Raw genomic sequence first — 16931 nt, 5'->3', positions numbered from 1 at the left:
GAACAGAACGGATCATATTGTATGTTATTTTGAAAGAGGAAGACGGTATTGCAGGCACATCAGACAGATTTCTCAAGTGGAAATGTATATAGAAATATTATAGAAGTAGCTGTACCAATGATTCTGGCACAGCTACTTAATCTTTTATATAACGTGGTTGACAGGATCTACATCGGACGGATCCCGGAAGTCGGTACAACTGCACTGACAGGGGTAGGTCTGTGCTTTCCGATCATTTCACTGATCACCGCCTTTACCTATCTGTATGGAAATGGAGGTGCACCGCTTTGTTCCATGGAACGCGGCAAGGGTAATGATAAGGAAGCGGAGCATCTGATGGGAAATGCTTTTACTTTATTGATCGGAACAGGAATTGTATTGACGATTATCGGGCTGATCTTTTATAAGCCGATTCTTTATCTGTTTGGCGCAAGTGATGATACATTCCCATATGCAGGCTCCTATATTCGGATCTATCTGCTGGGAACGGTATTTGTCATGGTATCGGTAGGAATGAATCCGTTTATCAACAGTCAGGGCTTTGGAAATACCGGAATGATATCGGTTCTGATCGGAGCAGTTTTAAATATAATACTGGATCCTATGTTTATCTTTGTTTTAAATCTGGGAGTAAGAGGCGCGGCTATTGCGACGATCATTTCCCAGTTTTGCTCGGCAGTATGGGTACTTGTCTTCCTGACCGGAAAACGGGCAGTGCTTCATTTGAAATGGAGCTGTATGTGGCTGCAGTGGAAGCGGGTTTTGCGGATCATCAGTCTGGGAGTATCCAGCTTTATCATGGCATTTACAAACAGTCTGGTACAGGTTGTATGTAATGCGACACTTCAGGTCTATGGCGGGGATATCTATGTGGGCGTTATGACAGTGTTGAATTCCGTGCGGGATATCTGTACACTTCCGGTTATGGGTATTACAAATGGTGCATCTCCGGTCATGAGCTTTAATTATGGAGAAGGGGCATATGAGAAGGTACGGAAAGCCATCCGTTTCCTGACTATATTATGCGTAACCTATACTTTTGCGGCATGGGGCACTCTCAGATTGTTCCCGGAGCCGTTTATCCGTATATTTAATCATTCACCGGAACTGATCGCAAAAGGGGTTCCGGCATTACATATATATTTCTTCGGATTTTGTTTTATGGCATTGCAGTTTACCGGACAGAGTGTGTTCCTTGCGCTTGGAAAGGCGAAAAAGGCTACCTTCTTTTCTCTGCTTCGGAAGGCATTTATCGTAGTGCCACTTACCATTCTGCTTCCGAAAATCGGAAATCTTGGAGTGGATGGTGTATTCTGGGCAGAGCCAATCTCGAATCTGATCGGCGGATGTGCCAGCTTCTTTACAATGTGTGCCACGGTGTTGCCTGAATTAAAGCATGAAAAAGCTTGATAAAAAATATAAACGACCGGATAGTCAAATGCCTGTAAGAACAGGATATGATTATCCGGTCATTTTATCTGATAGAATTATTTACTCGATTTCCCGCAGCGCCTTTCTGAACTGGAAGAAGAACAGGATGGCGGTGAAGGTTACGGCGATCAGGTCTGCGATCGGTTCTGCCATGTAGACAGCCATTGTCTTATCTGAGGTGTAGATATGTGGCATAATGAAGATCAGTGGGATTAGCAGGACGAATTTACGCATGATCGCAACGATGATGGATGCCGGAGCGTTACCGAGGGCATTGAATGTCATCTGACAGGAGATCTGGACTCCAAATAAGAACATAACCGCGAGGTAGTATCTAAGTGCAACTTTAGTAAACTCGATCAGAGCAGTATCCGGGGTAAAGATGGATGCAAAAACCTGAGGGAAACACATAATGCAAAGCCATAATAAAACAGAATATGTCAGGCTGACCTTCAGCAGAAGTTTGAATGCATCCTTTACTCTGGATGCATTTTTTGCACCATAGTTATAACTGATGATCGGCTGAGCACCCTGGCCAAGTCCCTGAAGTGGGAGCATGGCGAACTGCATGACGCTGGTAAGGATCGTCATAGCACCGACGGCCATATCTCCGCCATATTTCAGAAGGGAGGAGTTGAAGCACACGGATATGATACTTTCACTTCCCTGCATGATAAAGACGGCAGAACCGAGTGCCAGACATGGCAGGGTATAGGAGGCCTGCAAACCGAGGTTTTTCACACGGATGCGGAGAGTTGTCCGCTTGCCGAAGAGGAAGCTTAAGACCCAGATGCAGGAACAACCCTGAGAAATGATTGTTGCAAGGGCCGCGCCTTTTACCCCCATATGAAGCGCAAAGATAAAGATCGGGTCTAAGATAATATTCGCGATCGCACCGATCAGTACGGACAACATACCTTCTTTGGCGAAGCCCTGTGCAGTGATAAATGCATTCATACCCAGAGTGAGCTGTACAAAGATTGTGCCGATTGCGTATATATTCATATATGAGGTTGCATAGTTAATGGTATTCTTACTTGCACCGAATGCCAGAAGCAGGTCGCGATTCCAGATCAGAAGAACAGCAGTCAGTATAACGGATAAGATGATCTGCATGGTAAAACAGTTACCGAGGATTTTCTCGGCATCGTCTTTTTTATTTTTGCCCATATAGATGGTAGCCCGTGGAGCACCGCCATTTCCGACCAGAGCCGCGAAAGCGGAGATGATCATGATAAGGGGCATACAGACACCGACACCGGTAAGTGCCAGTGAACCGTTTTGTGGAATATGACCGATGTAAATACGATCAACGATGTTATACAGCATATTGATCATCTGTGCGGCGACTGTAGGAAGTGCGAGCTTTGCCAGTAATTTACCGATCGGTTCTTTTGCCAGAAATTCCCGGTTGGATGAGCCTGTGTTGTGGGCAACCTGGTTCGGTTGATTATTCTTGATGTTTTTCGATATGGATTCTCCGCCGGTTGGTGGTGAAGCTTTTGATGTGTTGTTTGAAGAATCGGTCATGCTGTAGGCTTGTGTTTGTTTCTTCATGTATATTCCTCGTTCCTTTGATTGATATTTTATATTGTATAAAAGTTAATTGCGATATGAGCTTGCCTGAATATAGTATTGTCCGAACTGCCCGGTATTCAGGCAGCAGTGTTGTGATCATATTATTTTAAATGCGATAACACATTGTCATACAAACGCTTGTTATAGGATGCAAAATTCTTCTTTTCGTCATCTGAAAAACCTTCAAAGATGCAGGAGATCAGTTCGTCCTGCTTTTTCTCGATTGCATGTACAACAGGAATTGATCTATCGGAGAGCTTCAGATGAATGATCCGTTTATCATTTGTATCCGGATGTCTGGTCAGATAGCCTTTGTCGGCGAGAGAATCAATGGCTGTGGATACATTTCCACGCTGTAGCATACGAAACTCTACGATATCTCTGGCAGTATCATGTACCGGATTATTGTGTAAAAAAGTAATGATGATAACTTCAATCCGTGAAAGCTTATAGTCTATCCGGATGCTCTCAAGATATTTTTCCTGAAGCTTCATCAGGCTTTTTGTCATATCAAAAATATTGGATGGTGATTGTAGGATCATATATATTCCTCATTTCTTAATTAAGTTCTTTTTAGAACTATTATAGCTTTAAAATAAAAAGAGTCAAGCTGTTTATACAATTTTTATAGAAAGAGAAAAACACAGTCTGGGTGTTATCTGAAACAGAAAACTAGAGATAAAAATATTATTGACAGGAAAGAAATAATAGATATACTAAAATTTATAGTGTTTTTTGGAGAATTCAGATAATAGAATATATGAAAAAATATGTTTGACCAGAGGATAAATATGCCACAGATGAACGAGAAAAACTGGATGATCATAGTAGCAGTAGTTATTGTGCTTATAGGATCACTGATCTACAATATCATTTCAGCAAGAAATCTGAAGAAAAAAAGACAACAGTTTGTAGAAAGTATCCAATCTTCATATACGCATATGAAGAGTATAGAAGACACCAGCAAAAAGATATATGAGATTTCAAACGAGATCAATGAAATGATCCGGGAGCAGAAAGACACCGAAGAGTACATAGAAAAAAAGAAGAAGGAGATTGAGGAGATCAGGCAGATGATTGTGACAAATGACACAATCCTTGACTGTGCAATCTCAGATAAGCGGGATCTTGCAAGGAAGAAGCAGATTGCATTTACTTATAATATTCCAACCGGGTTACCGGAGATTCGTATGGAGGATGTCGATAAGATTCGTCTGTTTGCCAATCTGTTAGACAATGCGATCGAAGCAGCCGAGTGTGTGCCGGTGCAGGATGCAAATGGGGAAAATAAAAGATTCATACATGTATCGATATTGAATCGTGGGAGTAACTTCTTTATCACTGTTAAAAATTCCAAAAGAACGGAGATTGCCGTTATGGAGAATCAGTTCCATACAACGAAGCCGGATGCAGAAAACCACGGCAGAGGTGTTCGTATTATCAGGCAGATTGTTGCCAGGTACGATGGAACGGTCGAGTTCACGGACAAGGGTGATGCCTTTGAAGTAGCGATCATGTTGTAAAAGGCATACAGAACAGCCATGGTTTGTGTGTTTGTAATTTACAACATAGCATGTTCGGAGATATATTTGAGGTAGTCGGCTTTGAATGGTTTGGCATAGCGTCTGCCAACAGGCAGTTTGATGCTGCCGGTCAGCTCGGTTTCCTGTGAGGATAAATTTTTTACATATCCAAGATTGACCATGAAAGAACTATGGCATTGCGAGAAATAGGACGGCAGTCGTTCGCTTACAGCCTGAAGGGATTCGTACACTTTATAGGCTTCCCCATCGTCAGTATAAATAATAATCTCGCGGCTGAGCCGTTCAATATGAGTGATCGTTCCGCATGAAAGGGTGTACCGTTTTCGGTTGGAGATAACGTCCAGAAAGCGTGCTTTTCGTTCAATTACAAGCTGAATCGCTTTATCCAGTGCCTTAGGCAGATATTGTTGTATGGAATCCTTTGTAACATAATATATGTGACGGACTTCGTAAGATTCAGATATATAGTCGGTATGGCTGGTGAGGAAGATAACTGCACACTGTGGGCAGCATTGATTAAGCTCGGAAGCAAAATCGATACCGTTGAAGTCCCCCATTTCGATATCTAAGATTGCAATATCATAATTAATCGTATCGGTCTCAAGCAATTTTTTTAATTTCTCTGGCTCGTAGGAGTCGATTCTGAAAGTGAAGGATTCAGAAGCATCCAAACAGGAATGTGCAAAACTGGTTGTTTCTTTTAATTGTAGATCTGAATCATCACATATTAGAAGTTTGAGTTTCATATATGGTATCCCCCCTGTAATTGGTAATTTCAATGTAGAAAACATTTTGCTTAACTGGTAATATTATAATAAAAAGGTTGCCATAAAACAAGAAAAATGTCAAAATATATATACGCATATTGATGACGGTATAAAGAAAGAGAGAAGATAGAAATGAACATATGGACATTCCTGCAGGTGCTCGGAGCAGCCCTGATCACGGCATTACAATTTAATATTTATCTGGGTGCTTATATGGGAATGGATCGTGGAAGAAGAGACCGGATCTATCTGGGCTTGAATATTTTAAATATGTTTTTCCTCCGCGTTTTAATAAATACAAGTATACAGCTAGATGCACCTGCATGGCTTCGTGCCATCATTTATATTTTTGGATTTGTGATGATGCTTGTAGGCGTTGTATTATACCGTAAAGAGTGCATGGTTATAAATTTGGTATCATTTATGGTGGGTATTATGACATTTGATCTTGTTACGGTGACGATGTCAGCAGTGATCGAGGAACTGTTTGGATATGCATATAATGATACACCGGTATTATACAGTGCAAAAGCATTGCTTGTCTGGCTTGGAGTAGAAGCCTTGCGTGAGGGCATAGGAACGATCATTGAAGTCTGGTTTATGCGGAAATATATGCCATACAGGAAGTTCCGGAGACAATCATTTGTCAGAAGCATGGTGTGGATTCTGGCTGTTGGAACCGGATATATGATGTTGGTTGTGTATTTTGTGACTATGGTAAAAGAGGTTAATCTGATGTCACAGTTTATAGCACTGGGAATCTGGGCATCTGCTTTTATAGCTACTTATCATCTGTATACGATCGTATATAATAGCTATCAAAGAAAAATGATACGTTTTCTGGAAGCAAAGATGAAGCAGCAGAAAGAGGATTATGAGAAGCTTCTGGCGGATTACAACAGGCTGCGGGATATCAAGCATGATCTGTATAATTATGTGCATATACTTGATCTGGCAGGAGATGTCCGGAAGGAACAGGAGCAGATCAGACAGTTACAGGAAGATCTGAAACCGGGAAAACAGAAGGAGTATATAAAATACACAAATCTTTCAATCCTGAATCTGGTATTAAATAATGTTACATCTGCCTGTGAGGGTGCAGGTATTCATCCGGAAGTTGCAGCAGAAGAAATTCAGATTGATACAAATGTAGAACTGGACATGGGATATCTGATCGAGCGGATGGTACATAATGTTATTTTGTTGAATGAAGATCAGGGAGAGAATAAGCAGGATTCCGTATCAGAGTCATTGTCCCGGACACTCCGGATTCAGATCGCACCATCGGAATCCTCAGATGGAAATATTCAGGTTGTGCTTAAGGGTATCGGACTTCGTATGAAGGGCATTGAGATGAATTCAGACAACAGAAAGGAGATACGGAATAATAAGCAGATCATCCAGTTTATTATGGAGCGGCATGAGGGATTCCAGTGGAATAACAGGAAAGAATCTCATCTGTATCTGACTGCATAAGCAGAGAACCGTATCCGGAATTTGTAGAAATATGTCGATTACGACGGAAACATTGCAGATTACGACAGGTTTATTGTATCTGATAAATGTTTTGATATAATAACTTCATAGATATATTGAAAACCGATATATTATTGAGTGGGAAAGTTCATAATATATGCATTTATGTCAGAGAGGACATATATTTTTCAGCCCAATCAGCTCTCCTTGCTGCAAGATTGTGGAAACTCAGAATGAGTGCAGTAGATTATGGTTGCAAAATATGAAAAGCATACATTGGAACGGATGAAGGAAGATCTGATAGTTGTACCGAGAAACGCAGGTATCAGGTCTTCTTTTTTTAGCCTTTTACCATGTCTTAACCATAAAACGTGCTACAATATATGTTGTTACAGTTTAGAATATGAATATATAATAATGATTGTCAGAATTGGTTGAAATGGATACGATTGTTATAACAGATTACAAAAAGATACAGCGGAGAAAATGATGAACAGATTCCTGAATTTTACAAAGAATTTTTTAATTACAGCAGCGATATTGGTATGTGGATTTTTGTTGTCCCTGTTTATGCAGAAGGAGTGGGGAAATCAGACTTTGATACCCTCTATTTTTCTGTTGGATGTATTTCTGGTATCCGTTATCACAGATGGTTTCTTATATGGTGCGGTCGCATCTGTCATCAGCATTCTGGCGGTAAATTATGCATTTACATTTCCGTATTTTAAGATTAATTTTACGATCCCGGAAAATATGATCTCTGCCGTTATCATGATAGCTATTGCAGTTATTACCTGCGGATTTACAAATAAGTTGAAGAGTCAGGAACAGTTAAAGGCAGAGAGTGAACAGGAGAAGATGCGGGCCAATCTGCTCCGATCCGTATCCCATGATTTTCGGACACCGCTTACAACGATTTATGGTGCAAGCTCTGCAATGTTAGATGATAAGAATGAATTTACGGAGGAGCAGAAAAAAAGCATGCTTCGTGGAATCAAACAGGATGCACAATGGCTGTCGCGAATGGTTGAGAATATGTTATCGATTACCAGACTGGATGGAAAAAATGTTAAGATCATTAAGATCCCGATTGCGTTGGATGAGCTGTTAGATTCTGTTCTGGTTAAGTTCAATAAACGGTATGAAGGTCAGAATGTTGAGATTGACATTCCGGATGAACTGATCATGATTCCGATGGATGCGATCTTAGTCGAGCAGTTGATCCTGAATCTGTTAGAAAATGCAGTTCAGCATGCAGAGGGGATGAATAAGCTTGGGCTTCGTGTATATACGAGTGGGCATTTTGCAGTATTTGAGATCCGGGACAACGGATGTGGTATTCCGGTTGATAAGGTAAAGGATATATTTGCAGGGAAACTGGTTTATGGTGAATCAGGACTTGACAGCAGTAAGAAAAATGCAGGGATCGGGTTGGCGGTATGTACCACGATCGTAAAAGCACATGGTGGTGAGATCTCTGCGGAGAATCTGCAGGATGGCGGTGCTGTTGTGCGATTTACACTGGATATGGAGGAAACTGAGAATGATTAATAACAGATATAAGATATTGATAATTGAAGACGAAGAACATATTAATAATCTGATCAGTGCGCTGATGGAAGCAAATGGATATCAGGCTGTTTCCGCATATTCCTGTCGTGGGGGACAGATGATGTTTGCATCCCATCGTCCTGATCTGGTCATTCTGGATCTGGGATTGCCGGATCGGGATGGAATGACATTTTTAAGGGAAGTGCGGCAATCATCATTTACACCGATCATTGTTTTATCGGCACGTTCTGATGAGAGGGATAAAGTAGAGGCACTCAATGAGGGCGCAAATGACTATGTAACCAAGCCATTCAGTTCAAATGAACTGGTAGCAAGAGTACGTTCAGCACTCCGTATCGCTACGCATCGGGCAGAGGATGGATTGCGGCCGGGTGGAAGATTCGAGGTTGGAGAGCTGGTTATCAATTATGATGCAAGACTGGTTACGATCGCCGGAAATGAAGTGAAGCTGACACAGACAGAATATAATATTGTAGCGTTGTTATCCGAGCATGCAGGTAAGATGCTGACCTACAGTTTTATCATCAACGAGATCTGGGGATATAATGATTCGGGAAGCCGGAAGAAGCTGCAGGTAAATATGGCGAATATCCGAAAGAAGTTCGGTGCAGTTCCCGGTAAGGAGAATTACATAACGAATGAATTAGGGGTCGGATACCGGATGTGTGATTCATAGAAAAGAATTCTGAAACTCTACAGCATTCGGTCACGGGGATGGCGCTTGTTATAAATAACGTGCTGCGATTTCTGTTCTCTGGACATTGCCCTATTCGTAAATACTCCTGTGCTAACTCGCCTTTGGCTCAGACAAGCACTCGTATTTACTGGCAATGTGCAGTTCACAACGAAATCTCGCAATGTTATTTTATAACAAGCACCATCCCCGTGACCGAGTGCTGTAGAGTTTTTTGTATAATTAGATAATTGACTATAAGAGAAAGATTTTATGTTTTTTAATATAAAATACAGGAAGTGGTGTTGACACATTCTTTTTTTTGAACTAAAATGTAGCGTGCTACACATGAAAAAAGATGTATAGTATGTATAAGATATGCAAGCTATATAACATTAAATGTAAGAGCATTTTCCGGGAATTATACATAGCTGTAAATAAAAGAAAGGAACCGTAATGGAACAGGAAAAGGATATGGATGCAGATCGAAAGCTGCCGTGTGGTCCGGAGAAGGACATCGGTTATTATATTAAGCGGATCAATGATAAGCTGAAGGCCGGATTTGACGCATATTTATGTGACGTGGATCTGACCAGTTCACAGGCAAGAGTGATTGAATATGTGTACTGGAATGGTGGAATGGTGACACAGAAGGAGATCGAGGTATTTCTGGATGTAGCGCATCCGACAGTTGTCGGCATCGTGAACCGTCTGGAAAAGAAAGGTTATCTGAACTGTCATCTGGATGAGAATAACAAACGAAATAAGATGGTATGCAGCACCTGTGAAGCTGAAAAACTGCTCAATAAAATGTATGAAGGCAGGAGAGCTGCGGAACAGAGACTGCTTCATTCTTTTTCAGAGAATGAGGTGGCGCAGGCGAAAAAGCTGCTTGAAAAATTATATGAAAATATCAGATAAAGAAAGAAGGAGGACGTATGATCAGAAAATTATTAAAAAGTTTGCGGGAATATAAGAAGCCGACACTGCTTACGATATTCTGTGCAGTAATTGAAGTAGTATTTGAGATTTTAATTCCACTTTGTATGTCTGATCTGTTGGATTTTGGTATCGAAGGTGGAAAGATGAGTATTGTCGTAAAGGATGGAACATGGCTGATTGTGCTTGCAGCCTTACAGCTTTTAACAGGTGTGCTTGCAGCAGTTCTCGGTGCGAAAGCGTCAGCAGGATTTTCCGCAAATCTGCGACAGGATATCTATGATAATGTCCAGACATTTTCATTTTCTAACATAGATAAGTTTTCCACTTCATCTATCGTAACAAGACTGACCACAGACGTAACGAATATTCAGAACGCATATCAGATGATCATTCGTATTGCAGTCAGAGGACCGATCATGCTGATCTTTTCCGTGATCGTTTCCTTTACGATCAATGCAAAGCTGGCATGGATATTCCTGATCGTTATTCCGTTTATGGGATTCGGTCTGATATTTATAGCAACCAAGGTGCACCCGATCTTCGAACGGGTATTCCACAAATATGACGGTTTAAATAATATCGTTCAGGAAAATGTAAAGGGAATGCGGGTTGTCAAATCCTTTAATTCGCAGGAAGCCGAGATCGGCAAATTCAAACATGCATCAGGTGATATCTATAAGGATTTTGTAAAGGCAGAAAGAATCCTGGCATTTAACTCTCCTTTGATGCAGTTCTTCATGTATGGATGTATGATCGCAATTTCATGGATCGGTGCAAAAGCCATTGTGGCAAGCGGAAATAATGAAGCACTTGGACTTACGACCGGTAAGTTGACTGCACTTATCACATATGCGATGCAGATATTGATGGCACTTATGATGTTATCAATGGTATTTGTCATGATCATGATATCCAGATCTTCAACGGAACGTATCGTTGAGGTGCTTGAGGAGACAACTACGATACAGAATCCGGAGAACCCGGTTCAGACTGTTGCAGATGGTTCGATCGTGTATGATCATGTGGATTTCTCTTACAGCAAACGGGCAGATAAGAAAGTTATTGACGGAGCAGATCTTAAGATCCGATCCGGTGAGACCGTTGGTATTATCGGTGGAACCGGTTCATCGAAGTCTTCCTTTGTCCAGTTGATCCCTCGTCTGTATGATGTGACAGGCGGAACACTTATGGTCGGTGGCGTGGATGTCCGCAAATATGACCTGCAGGTGCTTCGTGATGCAGTTGCAATGGTTCTTCAGAAGAATGAACTGTTTTCAGGGACAATAAAAGAGAACCTCCGCTGGGGAAATGAACAGGCGACGGATGAAGAAGTAAAAGAAGCCTGCCGTCTTGCCTGCGCGGATGAATTCGTTGAGGCGATGCCGGATGGATATGATACCTACATTGAACAGGGTGGAACAAATGTCTCCGGTGGACAGAAGCAGCGTCTTTGTATTGCGCGGGCACTTCTTAAGAAACCGAAGATATTGATCCTCGATGATTCGACCAGTGCGGTTGATACAAAGACCGATGCGATGATCCAGAAAGCATTTGCCGAATACCTGCCGGACACGACCAAGATCATCATTGCGCAGAGAATTTCCTCTGTTCAGCACGCAGATAAGATCGTGGTATTGGATGATGGTAAGATCATGGATGTAGGTACGCATGAAGAATTGATCGTAAAGAGTCCGATCTACAGAGAAGTATATGAATCACAGCAGAAGGGAGGCGGTCAGGATGAGTAAACAGAAGAAACAGATGGACGCACCCGACAGAGAGCAGGGCAGCAGGGTCAATAAAAATACAGCCAAACGGCTGCTGTCCTATATCGGAGCATATAAGAAGACGCTGGTTGTTGTATTTATCTGTATTATCTTAAGTGCACTTGCAAGTGTAGCGTCGGCAATGTTTATCGAGATACTGATCGATGATTATATCACCCCGATCCTTGCAATGGATCATCCGGTCTATACCGGGCTGATCAAGGCACTTTGTATGGTCGGCGTTATTTACCTGATCGGTGTATTTTCTACATGGTTTTATAACTACCTGATGGTAGGGATCGCACAGGGAACTCTGAAAACCATACGAGATGAGATGTTCGAGAAGATGCAGAGCCTGCCAATCCGTTATTTTGATACGCATACACACGGAGATATCATGAGCTGCTATACCAACGATACTGATACGCTCCGCCAGATGATCGCACAGTCCCTTTCACAGATGATCTCATCGATATGTACGGTTGTTGCGGTATTCTGCTGTATGTTATATCAGAGCATTTATCTGACACTGATCGTTGTCGTGATGCTGTTCTTTATCATGAAGCTGGTGAAGGTCATCGGTGGCAAGAGTGGATTTTATTTTATAAAACAGCAGCAGACACTTGGTGCATTAGATGGTTATATCGAGGAAATGGTCAATGGCCAGAAGGTTGTTAAGGTATTCTGCCACGAAGAGAAAGCCAGAGAAGATTTCCAGAAAAAGAATCAGGAATGGCAGCAGGCAGCAGCCAGTGCAAATGGTTATGCAAGCGGAATGATGCCGATGATGAATGCATTTGGTTATGTGCAGTATGTAGTTGTAGCGGTTGTTGGAGCATGGCTTGCGATCTCCGGTGCAACGAATCTGACGCTGGTCGGAACGAATACAGCCACTCTTGGTATGATCGCATCCTTCCTTACGTTGTCGAAGAACTTTACCAATCCGATCTCACAGCTTTCGAATCAGTTTAATGCGATCGTAACGGCACTTGCAGGCGCGGAACGTATCTTTAAGCTGATCGATGAAGAACCGGAAGTGGATAATGGTTATGTAACACTTGCAAATGTCAAAGAGAAAAATGGTGAGCTGGTGGAAGTGAAAGAACGAACCGGAATCTGGGCATGGAAGCATCCACATGAGGATGGCAGTCTTACTTACCAGAGATTAGAGGGCGATATCGTTCTGGATCATGTGGATTTCAGCTACAATCCGGACAAACAGATCCTGCGTGATGTGACGCTCTATGCGAAACCGGGTCAGAAGATCGCATTTGTAGGTGCGACCGGAGCAGGAAAAACGACGATCACCAATCTGATCAATCGTTTCTATGATATAGACGATGGTAAGATCCGGTATGACGGAATCAATATTAATAAGATCCGCAAGAAGGATCTGCGGGCATCTCTCGGTATTGTATTACAGGAGGTCAATCTGTTTACCGGAACGGTTATGGAGAACCTGAAATATGGAAATCCAAATGCCACGGATGAGGAATGTATTGCAGCCGCCAAGCTTGCGAATGCGCATAATTTCATTATGATGCTGCCAAATGGTTATGACACGGTGCTTGCCGGAGATGGAAGCGGATTGTCACAGGGACAGCGGCAGTTGATCTCGATCGCAAGAGCAGCCGTATCCAATCCGCCGGTTATGATATTGGATGAAGCAACCTCCTCGATCGATACAAGAACGGAGGCGATGGTTCAGCAGGGAATGGACCGGCTGATGGAAGGCAGAACCGTATTTGTCATTGCACATCGTTTGTCTACAGTTAAGAATTCGGATGTTATCATGGTACTGGATCATGGCGCAGTCATTGAACGTGGTACACATGAGGATCTGATCGCAAAGAAAGGAACCTATTACCAGCTTTATACCGGAGCATTTGAATTGGAGTGATAAATAGTAAAAACTCTACTGTTACCTGTCTCTGGTGGTTGCTCTTATTATAAAATAACGTGCTGCGATTTCTGTTCACTGCATATGCCTGATTCGTAAATACTCCTGTGCTAACTCGCGTTCGGTTGAGCGGAGCACTTAGTGAAGACGAGCGTTAGCGTAGTTTGAGGTTAGTGTAGCTTACTCTGATCCGGCAACAACGAAATCTCGCAATATTATTTTATAATAAGCATAATACCCAGCCCTAGGAAGCAGTAGAGTTTTTTGCTATTTTTAGGCAGGCGGTAAATGGTGGATAGCGTATTGATTATAGCATGACTAGGTTTGCTATAAGAGAAAGTTATAACGAATTCTAATATTTATGTATTGTATTTTAGTTGGAATTTGTTATATAATTCATACATTCCGAATAGGAATAGTAAGATAATGATGCGCAGAAACAAAAATTGTATTAAGTTTGAACACTTCGGATTACCAAGACAGAGGCATTTGAGTCCGCCGGTCCTTAGGTGGCGCTGTAAGCGGCAGCTTAGTACCGTTGCAGGACGAAACGAGCGGAAGCGTCCTCTGATTGGTAATGCCGAAAGTGTTCAAACATGATGATATTACGTTACGGCATTAGTAAAATATAAGAAGGAGGAAATGCCATGCGACAGGTATTATGCTTTGGTGATTCAAACACATATGGTTATGTGCCGGGAACGGCGGAACGCTATGACTGGGATACCAGATGGACGGGAATCGTAGGAACCGGACTGATGGAAAAGGGATATATTGTACAGGAGGAAGGTCTGTGTGGCAGAACCACAGTATTTGACGATCCGCTTCGTCCGGGCAGACGTGGCAGTGAACTCCTTCCAATCATATTAGAAACCCATAAGCCGGAAGATCTGATCATTTTAATGCTTGGAACAAATGATTGTAAGACATTTTATGGTGCAACGGCAGGCAGTATCGGCTTAGGTATCCGTAAACTTGTGCGACAGATCCGGGATGGTGCGCCATCAGCGAAGATCCTTCTGATGTCACCGATCGCACTGGGCGAGAAGGTCTGGGATGGATTTGATCCGGAATTTGGAAAAAATTCTGTACAAGTGTCCAAAGAGCTGCCGGAGATTTACCGGCAGATCGCAGAAGAAGAGGAACTTTATTATCTGGCGGCTTCTGATTATGCCGTACCATCGGAACGGGATCAGGAGCACATGGATGAAGAAGGACACAAGGCGCTGGCAGAAGCGGTACTGGAAAAGATTTCAGAGATATTGTAATGTGAGTTAGGAGTACAGAGAAAAATTATGATTGGGGAGACTGTAGACAGAAAAGAAGTATTAAAACAGGCATTTGTGAAGGCTCTGCCGATCACAGGAAGTTATCTCTTTGTCAGTATGGCATACGGACTTACGATGCAGGAAGCAGGACTTTCCTGGTTCTGGTCGTTGTTTACCAGCCTGACGGTATATACCGGCGCATTTCAGTTTGTGCTGGTAACATTCTTAAGTAGCGGTGCATCGATCCTCACGATCGCACTGACTGCATTGTTCATGAACAGCAGACAGTTCTTTTACGGACTGACATTTGTTGAAGATTTCAAGAAAATGGGTAAGCGTTATCCATATATGGTTCACACAATGACGGATGAGACATATGCCGTCAATTGTTCCATGCTGTCTTCTGAGGTGATAAGAGATCGTAACGCAGAGAAGGAAAATGACCGGAAGCGCAGATTTGATATTATGTTTTATGTGGCATTATTCAGTCGTATATCCTGGATGGTGGGCGCTGTGCTTGGCGGCATACTCGGTCAGATCCTTCCGGTGAAATTAGAGGGGATCGATTTTTGTATGACAGCGTTATTTATTACGATCGCGATCGATCAATGGAGAAGTGTGAAAGTGCATTTGCCGGCACTTGCCGGGTTTATCGGAGGTGTGCTGTTGCTTCTGTTAATAGGAAAAGATTATTTCCTTCTTCCAACTTTGATTCTGGTATCAGGTCTGTTGCTGATCTGTGAAAGAAAGGTGGAAGCCCATGAATGATCGATATGTATTGATCTGTATCCTTGTGTCTGCAGCGGCGACTTTGTTTATGCGGGCGCTCCCATTTACCATTCTTGGAAAGAGAAAACAAATCCCCGAAAAAATCCGGTATCTCGGACGAATCCTTCCGGCAGCCATCATGGCTGTGCTGATCGTATACTGCCTGAAGGAAGTACCGACCGAATTCTTAAGCGGTGGCTATAAGAAGTTGATCGCAGCCGCAGTTTGTGTCGCCCTTCATGTGTGGAAAAAGAATACATTTGTCAGCATCATAGGCAGTACGATTGTGTATATGTTATTATGAGCAATGACACCGAAAAAAAGGGCTGTCGCACCAATCACTTAGTGCGGCAGCCCTTTTTTGTAGTATCCGTTGTAACGAAATTACTTTGTTTTATTTGATCACATTGTTGACAGCCCCTCTATTTTGTGATGAGGCTATCTATTCTAAGAATATGTCAATGAATAAGTATTATAGCCGGGGGATTATTATGTAAAAATAATTATGTTAATGAACTGTGCATTAGTGTTCTAACGCAGCAAGTTTTGCCTGTAATGCAGCAATTTCGGCATCTTTTTCGGACAAAGCAACGTCCTTTTCGGACAAAGCAGCGTCCTTTTCAGACAAAGCAACATCTTTTTCTTCCAACGCTTTCTTCATCTGTTCGATCATAAAATTAACAGTATTTTCATCCATCTTTTTTAATGCTTTTGAAAACATACTAATAACCTCCTCAGGGCGATACAGATATTCAGATATATCCTGGCATATAGATTCCATCCATGGATAGTTGGATATCAGTGTGGTAAGGTTGTCTGTAGAGTCAGCGGTTAGCAGAGACAACCATGCATTTAGATCGTTGATATCTTTAGCATACTTGCTATTTTTAAATACGTCAAGGTTAACGACATAGTATTCCTGTAAAAGACTCAGATTTACACCAGTATTAAAAATGGTTCTTCCATGATGCAGATAGATATAGGTTAGTGGCAGACTTTTTTTTGCCTTTCATAAATTCCATAAAACGTTTTTTCCAGTCATCAGGCCAGTTCTTATATGTCCAATAAAGTTTTGGGTATTGTTTTAATTCTGCAAGGCATTTATCTTCCGTTCGTTGTGGAAAAAGCTGATAAATATTGAATGCGGAATGTTTGGTGCTTGAGTTTTGTGAAATGGTAGTTTTGTCCTTGTTATACATAAAAATTCCTCTCAATTTCCGCTACCTGATTTGTTGACAAAACCACC

16 protein-coding genes are annotated in these 16931 nt (G+C 42.0%); 11 read left to right on the top strand and 5 right to left on the bottom strand.

What is annotated here, in order from left to right:
• Window positions 1-48: 48 nt before the first annotated feature.
• The gene (locus WKT03_RS09205) at window positions 49-1410 is read left to right on the top strand and encodes an MATE family efflux transporter (RefSeq protein WP_021944511.1); all 1362 of its coding nucleotides are present in this window, start codon (window positions 49-51) and stop codon (window positions 1408-1410) included.
• A gap of 81 nt (window positions 1411-1491) precedes the next feature.
• Here the strand turns inward: WKT03_RS09205 and WKT03_RS09200 are convergent, their stop codons facing one another.
• Window positions 1492-2988: an MATE family efflux transporter gene (locus tag WKT03_RS09200; RefSeq protein ID WP_021944510.1), complete on the bottom strand. Its 1497-nt coding sequence runs from the start codon at window positions 2986-2988 to the stop codon at window positions 1492-1494.
• Between the two features lie 122 nt (window positions 2989-3110).
• The gene (locus WKT03_RS09195) at window positions 3111-3551 is read right to left on the bottom strand and encodes a MarR family winged helix-turn-helix transcriptional regulator (protein WP_021944509.1); all 441 of its coding nucleotides are present in this window, start codon (window positions 3549-3551) and stop codon (window positions 3111-3113) included.
• Between the two features lie 249 nt (window positions 3552-3800).
• Between WKT03_RS09195 and WKT03_RS09190 the strand changes: the two genes are divergently transcribed.
• Entirely contained in the window at window positions 3801-4532 is a 732-nt protein-coding gene (locus WKT03_RS09190; protein ID WP_340391649.1) for an ATP-binding protein, read from the top strand.
• Window positions 4533-4570: 38 nt separating this feature from the next.
• Here the strand turns inward: WKT03_RS09190 and WKT03_RS09185 are convergent, their stop codons facing one another.
• On the bottom strand, window positions 4571-5299 hold the full coding sequence (locus WKT03_RS09185; protein WP_021944507.1) for a LytR/AlgR family response regulator transcription factor: 729 nt from the start codon (window positions 5297-5299) through the stop codon (window positions 4571-4573).
• Window positions 5300-5452: 153 nt separating this feature from the next.
• Between WKT03_RS09185 and WKT03_RS09180 the strand changes: the two genes are divergently transcribed.
• The 9 genes from WKT03_RS09180 (at window position 5453) to WKT03_RS09140 (ending at window position 15989) form a co-directional block, all read left to right on the top strand.
• Window positions 5453-6796, top strand: a complete 1344-nt coding sequence (locus tag WKT03_RS09180; protein WP_021944506.1) for a hypothetical protein — start codon at window positions 5453-5455, stop codon at window positions 6794-6796.
• A 489-nt stretch (window positions 6797-7285) separates the two neighbouring features.
• Window positions 7286-8347 (top strand): sensor histidine kinase, encoded by a 1062-nt coding sequence (locus WKT03_RS09175; protein ID WP_021944505.1) that lies wholly within the window; start codon window positions 7286-7288, stop codon window positions 8345-8347.
• Window positions 8340-9044, top strand: a complete 705-nt coding sequence (locus tag WKT03_RS09170; protein ID WP_008402338.1) for a response regulator transcription factor — start codon at window positions 8340-8342, stop codon at window positions 9042-9044. The genes WKT03_RS09175 and WKT03_RS09170 overlap by 8 nt, the downstream gene beginning before the upstream one ends.
• A gap of 453 nt (window positions 9045-9497) precedes the next feature.
• Window positions 9498-9962 (top strand): MarR family winged helix-turn-helix transcriptional regulator, encoded by a 465-nt coding sequence (locus WKT03_RS09165; RefSeq protein ID WP_008402340.1) that lies wholly within the window; start codon window positions 9498-9500, stop codon window positions 9960-9962.
• Window positions 9963-9979: 17 nt separating this feature from the next.
• Window positions 9980-11731: an ABC transporter ATP-binding protein gene (locus tag WKT03_RS09160; protein WP_117822997.1), complete on the top strand. Its 1752-nt coding sequence runs from the start codon at window positions 9980-9982 to the stop codon at window positions 11729-11731.
• Entirely contained in the window at window positions 11724-13649 is a 1926-nt protein-coding gene (locus WKT03_RS09155; RefSeq protein ID WP_021944503.1) for an ABC transporter ATP-binding protein, read from the top strand. Before WKT03_RS09160 ends, WKT03_RS09155 begins: the two co-directional genes overlap by 8 nt.
• 647 nt (window positions 13650-14296) lie before the next feature.
• Window positions 14297-14917 carry a GDSL-type esterase/lipase family protein gene (locus WKT03_RS09150; RefSeq protein ID WP_117822995.1) on the top strand — a complete coding sequence of 207 codons (621 nt, stop codon included), beginning with the start codon at window positions 14297-14299 and terminating at the stop codon, window positions 14915-14917.
• A gap of 27 nt (window positions 14918-14944) precedes the next feature.
• On the top strand, window positions 14945-15685 hold the full coding sequence (locus tag WKT03_RS09145) for an AzlC family ABC transporter permease (RefSeq protein WP_117822993.1): 741 nt from the start codon (window positions 14945-14947) through the stop codon (window positions 15683-15685).
• Window positions 15678-15989, top strand: coding sequence for a branched-chain amino acid transporter permease (locus tag WKT03_RS09140; RefSeq protein ID WP_021943205.1), 312 nt, complete (start codon window positions 15678-15680; stop codon window positions 15987-15989). The genes WKT03_RS09145 and WKT03_RS09140 overlap by 8 nt, the downstream gene beginning before the upstream one ends.
• Window positions 15990-16208: 219 nt before the next feature.
• Here WKT03_RS09140 and WKT03_RS09135 read toward each other — a convergent pair whose 3' ends face one another.
• Together WKT03_RS09135 and WKT03_RS09130 are read right to left on the bottom strand one after the other, a co-directional pair.
• Window positions 16209-16406: a hypothetical protein gene (locus WKT03_RS09135; RefSeq protein WP_243863413.1), complete on the bottom strand. Its 198-nt coding sequence runs from the start codon at window positions 16404-16406 to the stop codon at window positions 16209-16211.
• 226 nt (window positions 16407-16632) lie between these two features.
• Window positions 16633-16884 (bottom strand): hypothetical protein, encoded by a 252-nt coding sequence (locus tag WKT03_RS09130; protein ID WP_243100736.1) that lies wholly within the window; start codon window positions 16882-16884, stop codon window positions 16633-16635.
• Window positions 16885-16931: the final 47 nt, after the last annotated feature.

The organism is Coprococcus sp. HCN-4056, assembly GCF_037892645.1.
GTDB classification, from domain to species: domain Bacteria; phylum Bacillota; class Clostridia; order Lachnospirales; family Lachnospiraceae; genus Coprococcus; species Coprococcus ammoniilyticus.
The sequence above is the reverse complement of the archived record's forward strand: the minus strand, read 5'-3'. Positions and strand labels throughout refer to the sequence as shown.

What these genes read in the sequence shown, in the direction of transcription:
- WKT03_RS09200 (WP_021944510.1), bottom strand. Translation starts at nt 2,988, where the DNA reads ATGAAGAAACAAACACAAGCCTACAGCATGACCGATTCTTCAAACAAC.
- WKT03_RS09195 (WP_021944509.1), bottom strand. Translation starts at nt 3,551, where the DNA reads ATGATCCTACAATCACCATCCAATATTTTTGATATGACAAAAAGCCTG.
- WKT03_RS09190 (WP_340391649.1), top strand. Translation starts at nt 3,801, where the DNA reads ATGCCACAGATGAACGAGAAAAACTGGATGATCATAGTAGCAGTAGTT.
- WKT03_RS09185 (WP_021944507.1), bottom strand. Translation starts at nt 5,299, where the DNA reads ATGAAACTCAAACTTCTAATATGTGATGATTCAGATCTACAATTAAAA.
- WKT03_RS09180 (WP_021944506.1), top strand. Translation starts at nt 5,453, where the DNA reads ATGAACATATGGACATTCCTGCAGGTGCTCGGAGCAGCCCTGATCACG.
- WKT03_RS09175 (WP_021944505.1), top strand. Translation starts at nt 7,286, where the DNA reads ATGAACAGATTCCTGAATTTTACAAAGAATTTTTTAATTACAGCAGCG.
- WKT03_RS09170 (WP_008402338.1), top strand. Translation starts at nt 8,340, where the DNA reads ATGATTAATAACAGATATAAGATATTGATAATTGAAGACGAAGAACAT.
- WKT03_RS09165 (WP_008402340.1), top strand. Translation starts at nt 9,498, where the DNA reads ATGGAACAGGAAAAGGATATGGATGCAGATCGAAAGCTGCCGTGTGGT.
- WKT03_RS09160 (WP_117822997.1), top strand. Translation starts at nt 9,980, where the DNA reads ATGATCAGAAAATTATTAAAAAGTTTGCGGGAATATAAGAAGCCGACA.
- WKT03_RS09155 (WP_021944503.1), top strand. Translation starts at nt 11,724, where the DNA reads ATGAGTAAACAGAAGAAACAGATGGACGCACCCGACAGAGAGCAGGGC.
- WKT03_RS09150 (WP_117822995.1), top strand. Translation starts at nt 14,297, where the DNA reads ATGCGACAGGTATTATGCTTTGGTGATTCAAACACATATGGTTATGTG.
- WKT03_RS09145 (WP_117822993.1), top strand. Translation starts at nt 14,945, where the DNA reads ATGATTGGGGAGACTGTAGACAGAAAAGAAGTATTAAAACAGGCATTT.
- WKT03_RS09140 (WP_021943205.1), top strand. Translation starts at nt 15,678, where the DNA reads ATGAATGATCGATATGTATTGATCTGTATCCTTGTGTCTGCAGCGGCG.
- WKT03_RS09135 (WP_243863413.1), bottom strand. Translation starts at nt 16,406, where the DNA reads ATGTTTTCAAAAGCATTAAAAAAGATGGATGAAAATACTGTTAATTTT.
- WKT03_RS09130 (WP_243100736.1), bottom strand. Translation starts at nt 16,884, where the DNA reads ATGTATAACAAGGACAAAACTACCATTTCACAAAACTCAAGCACCAAA.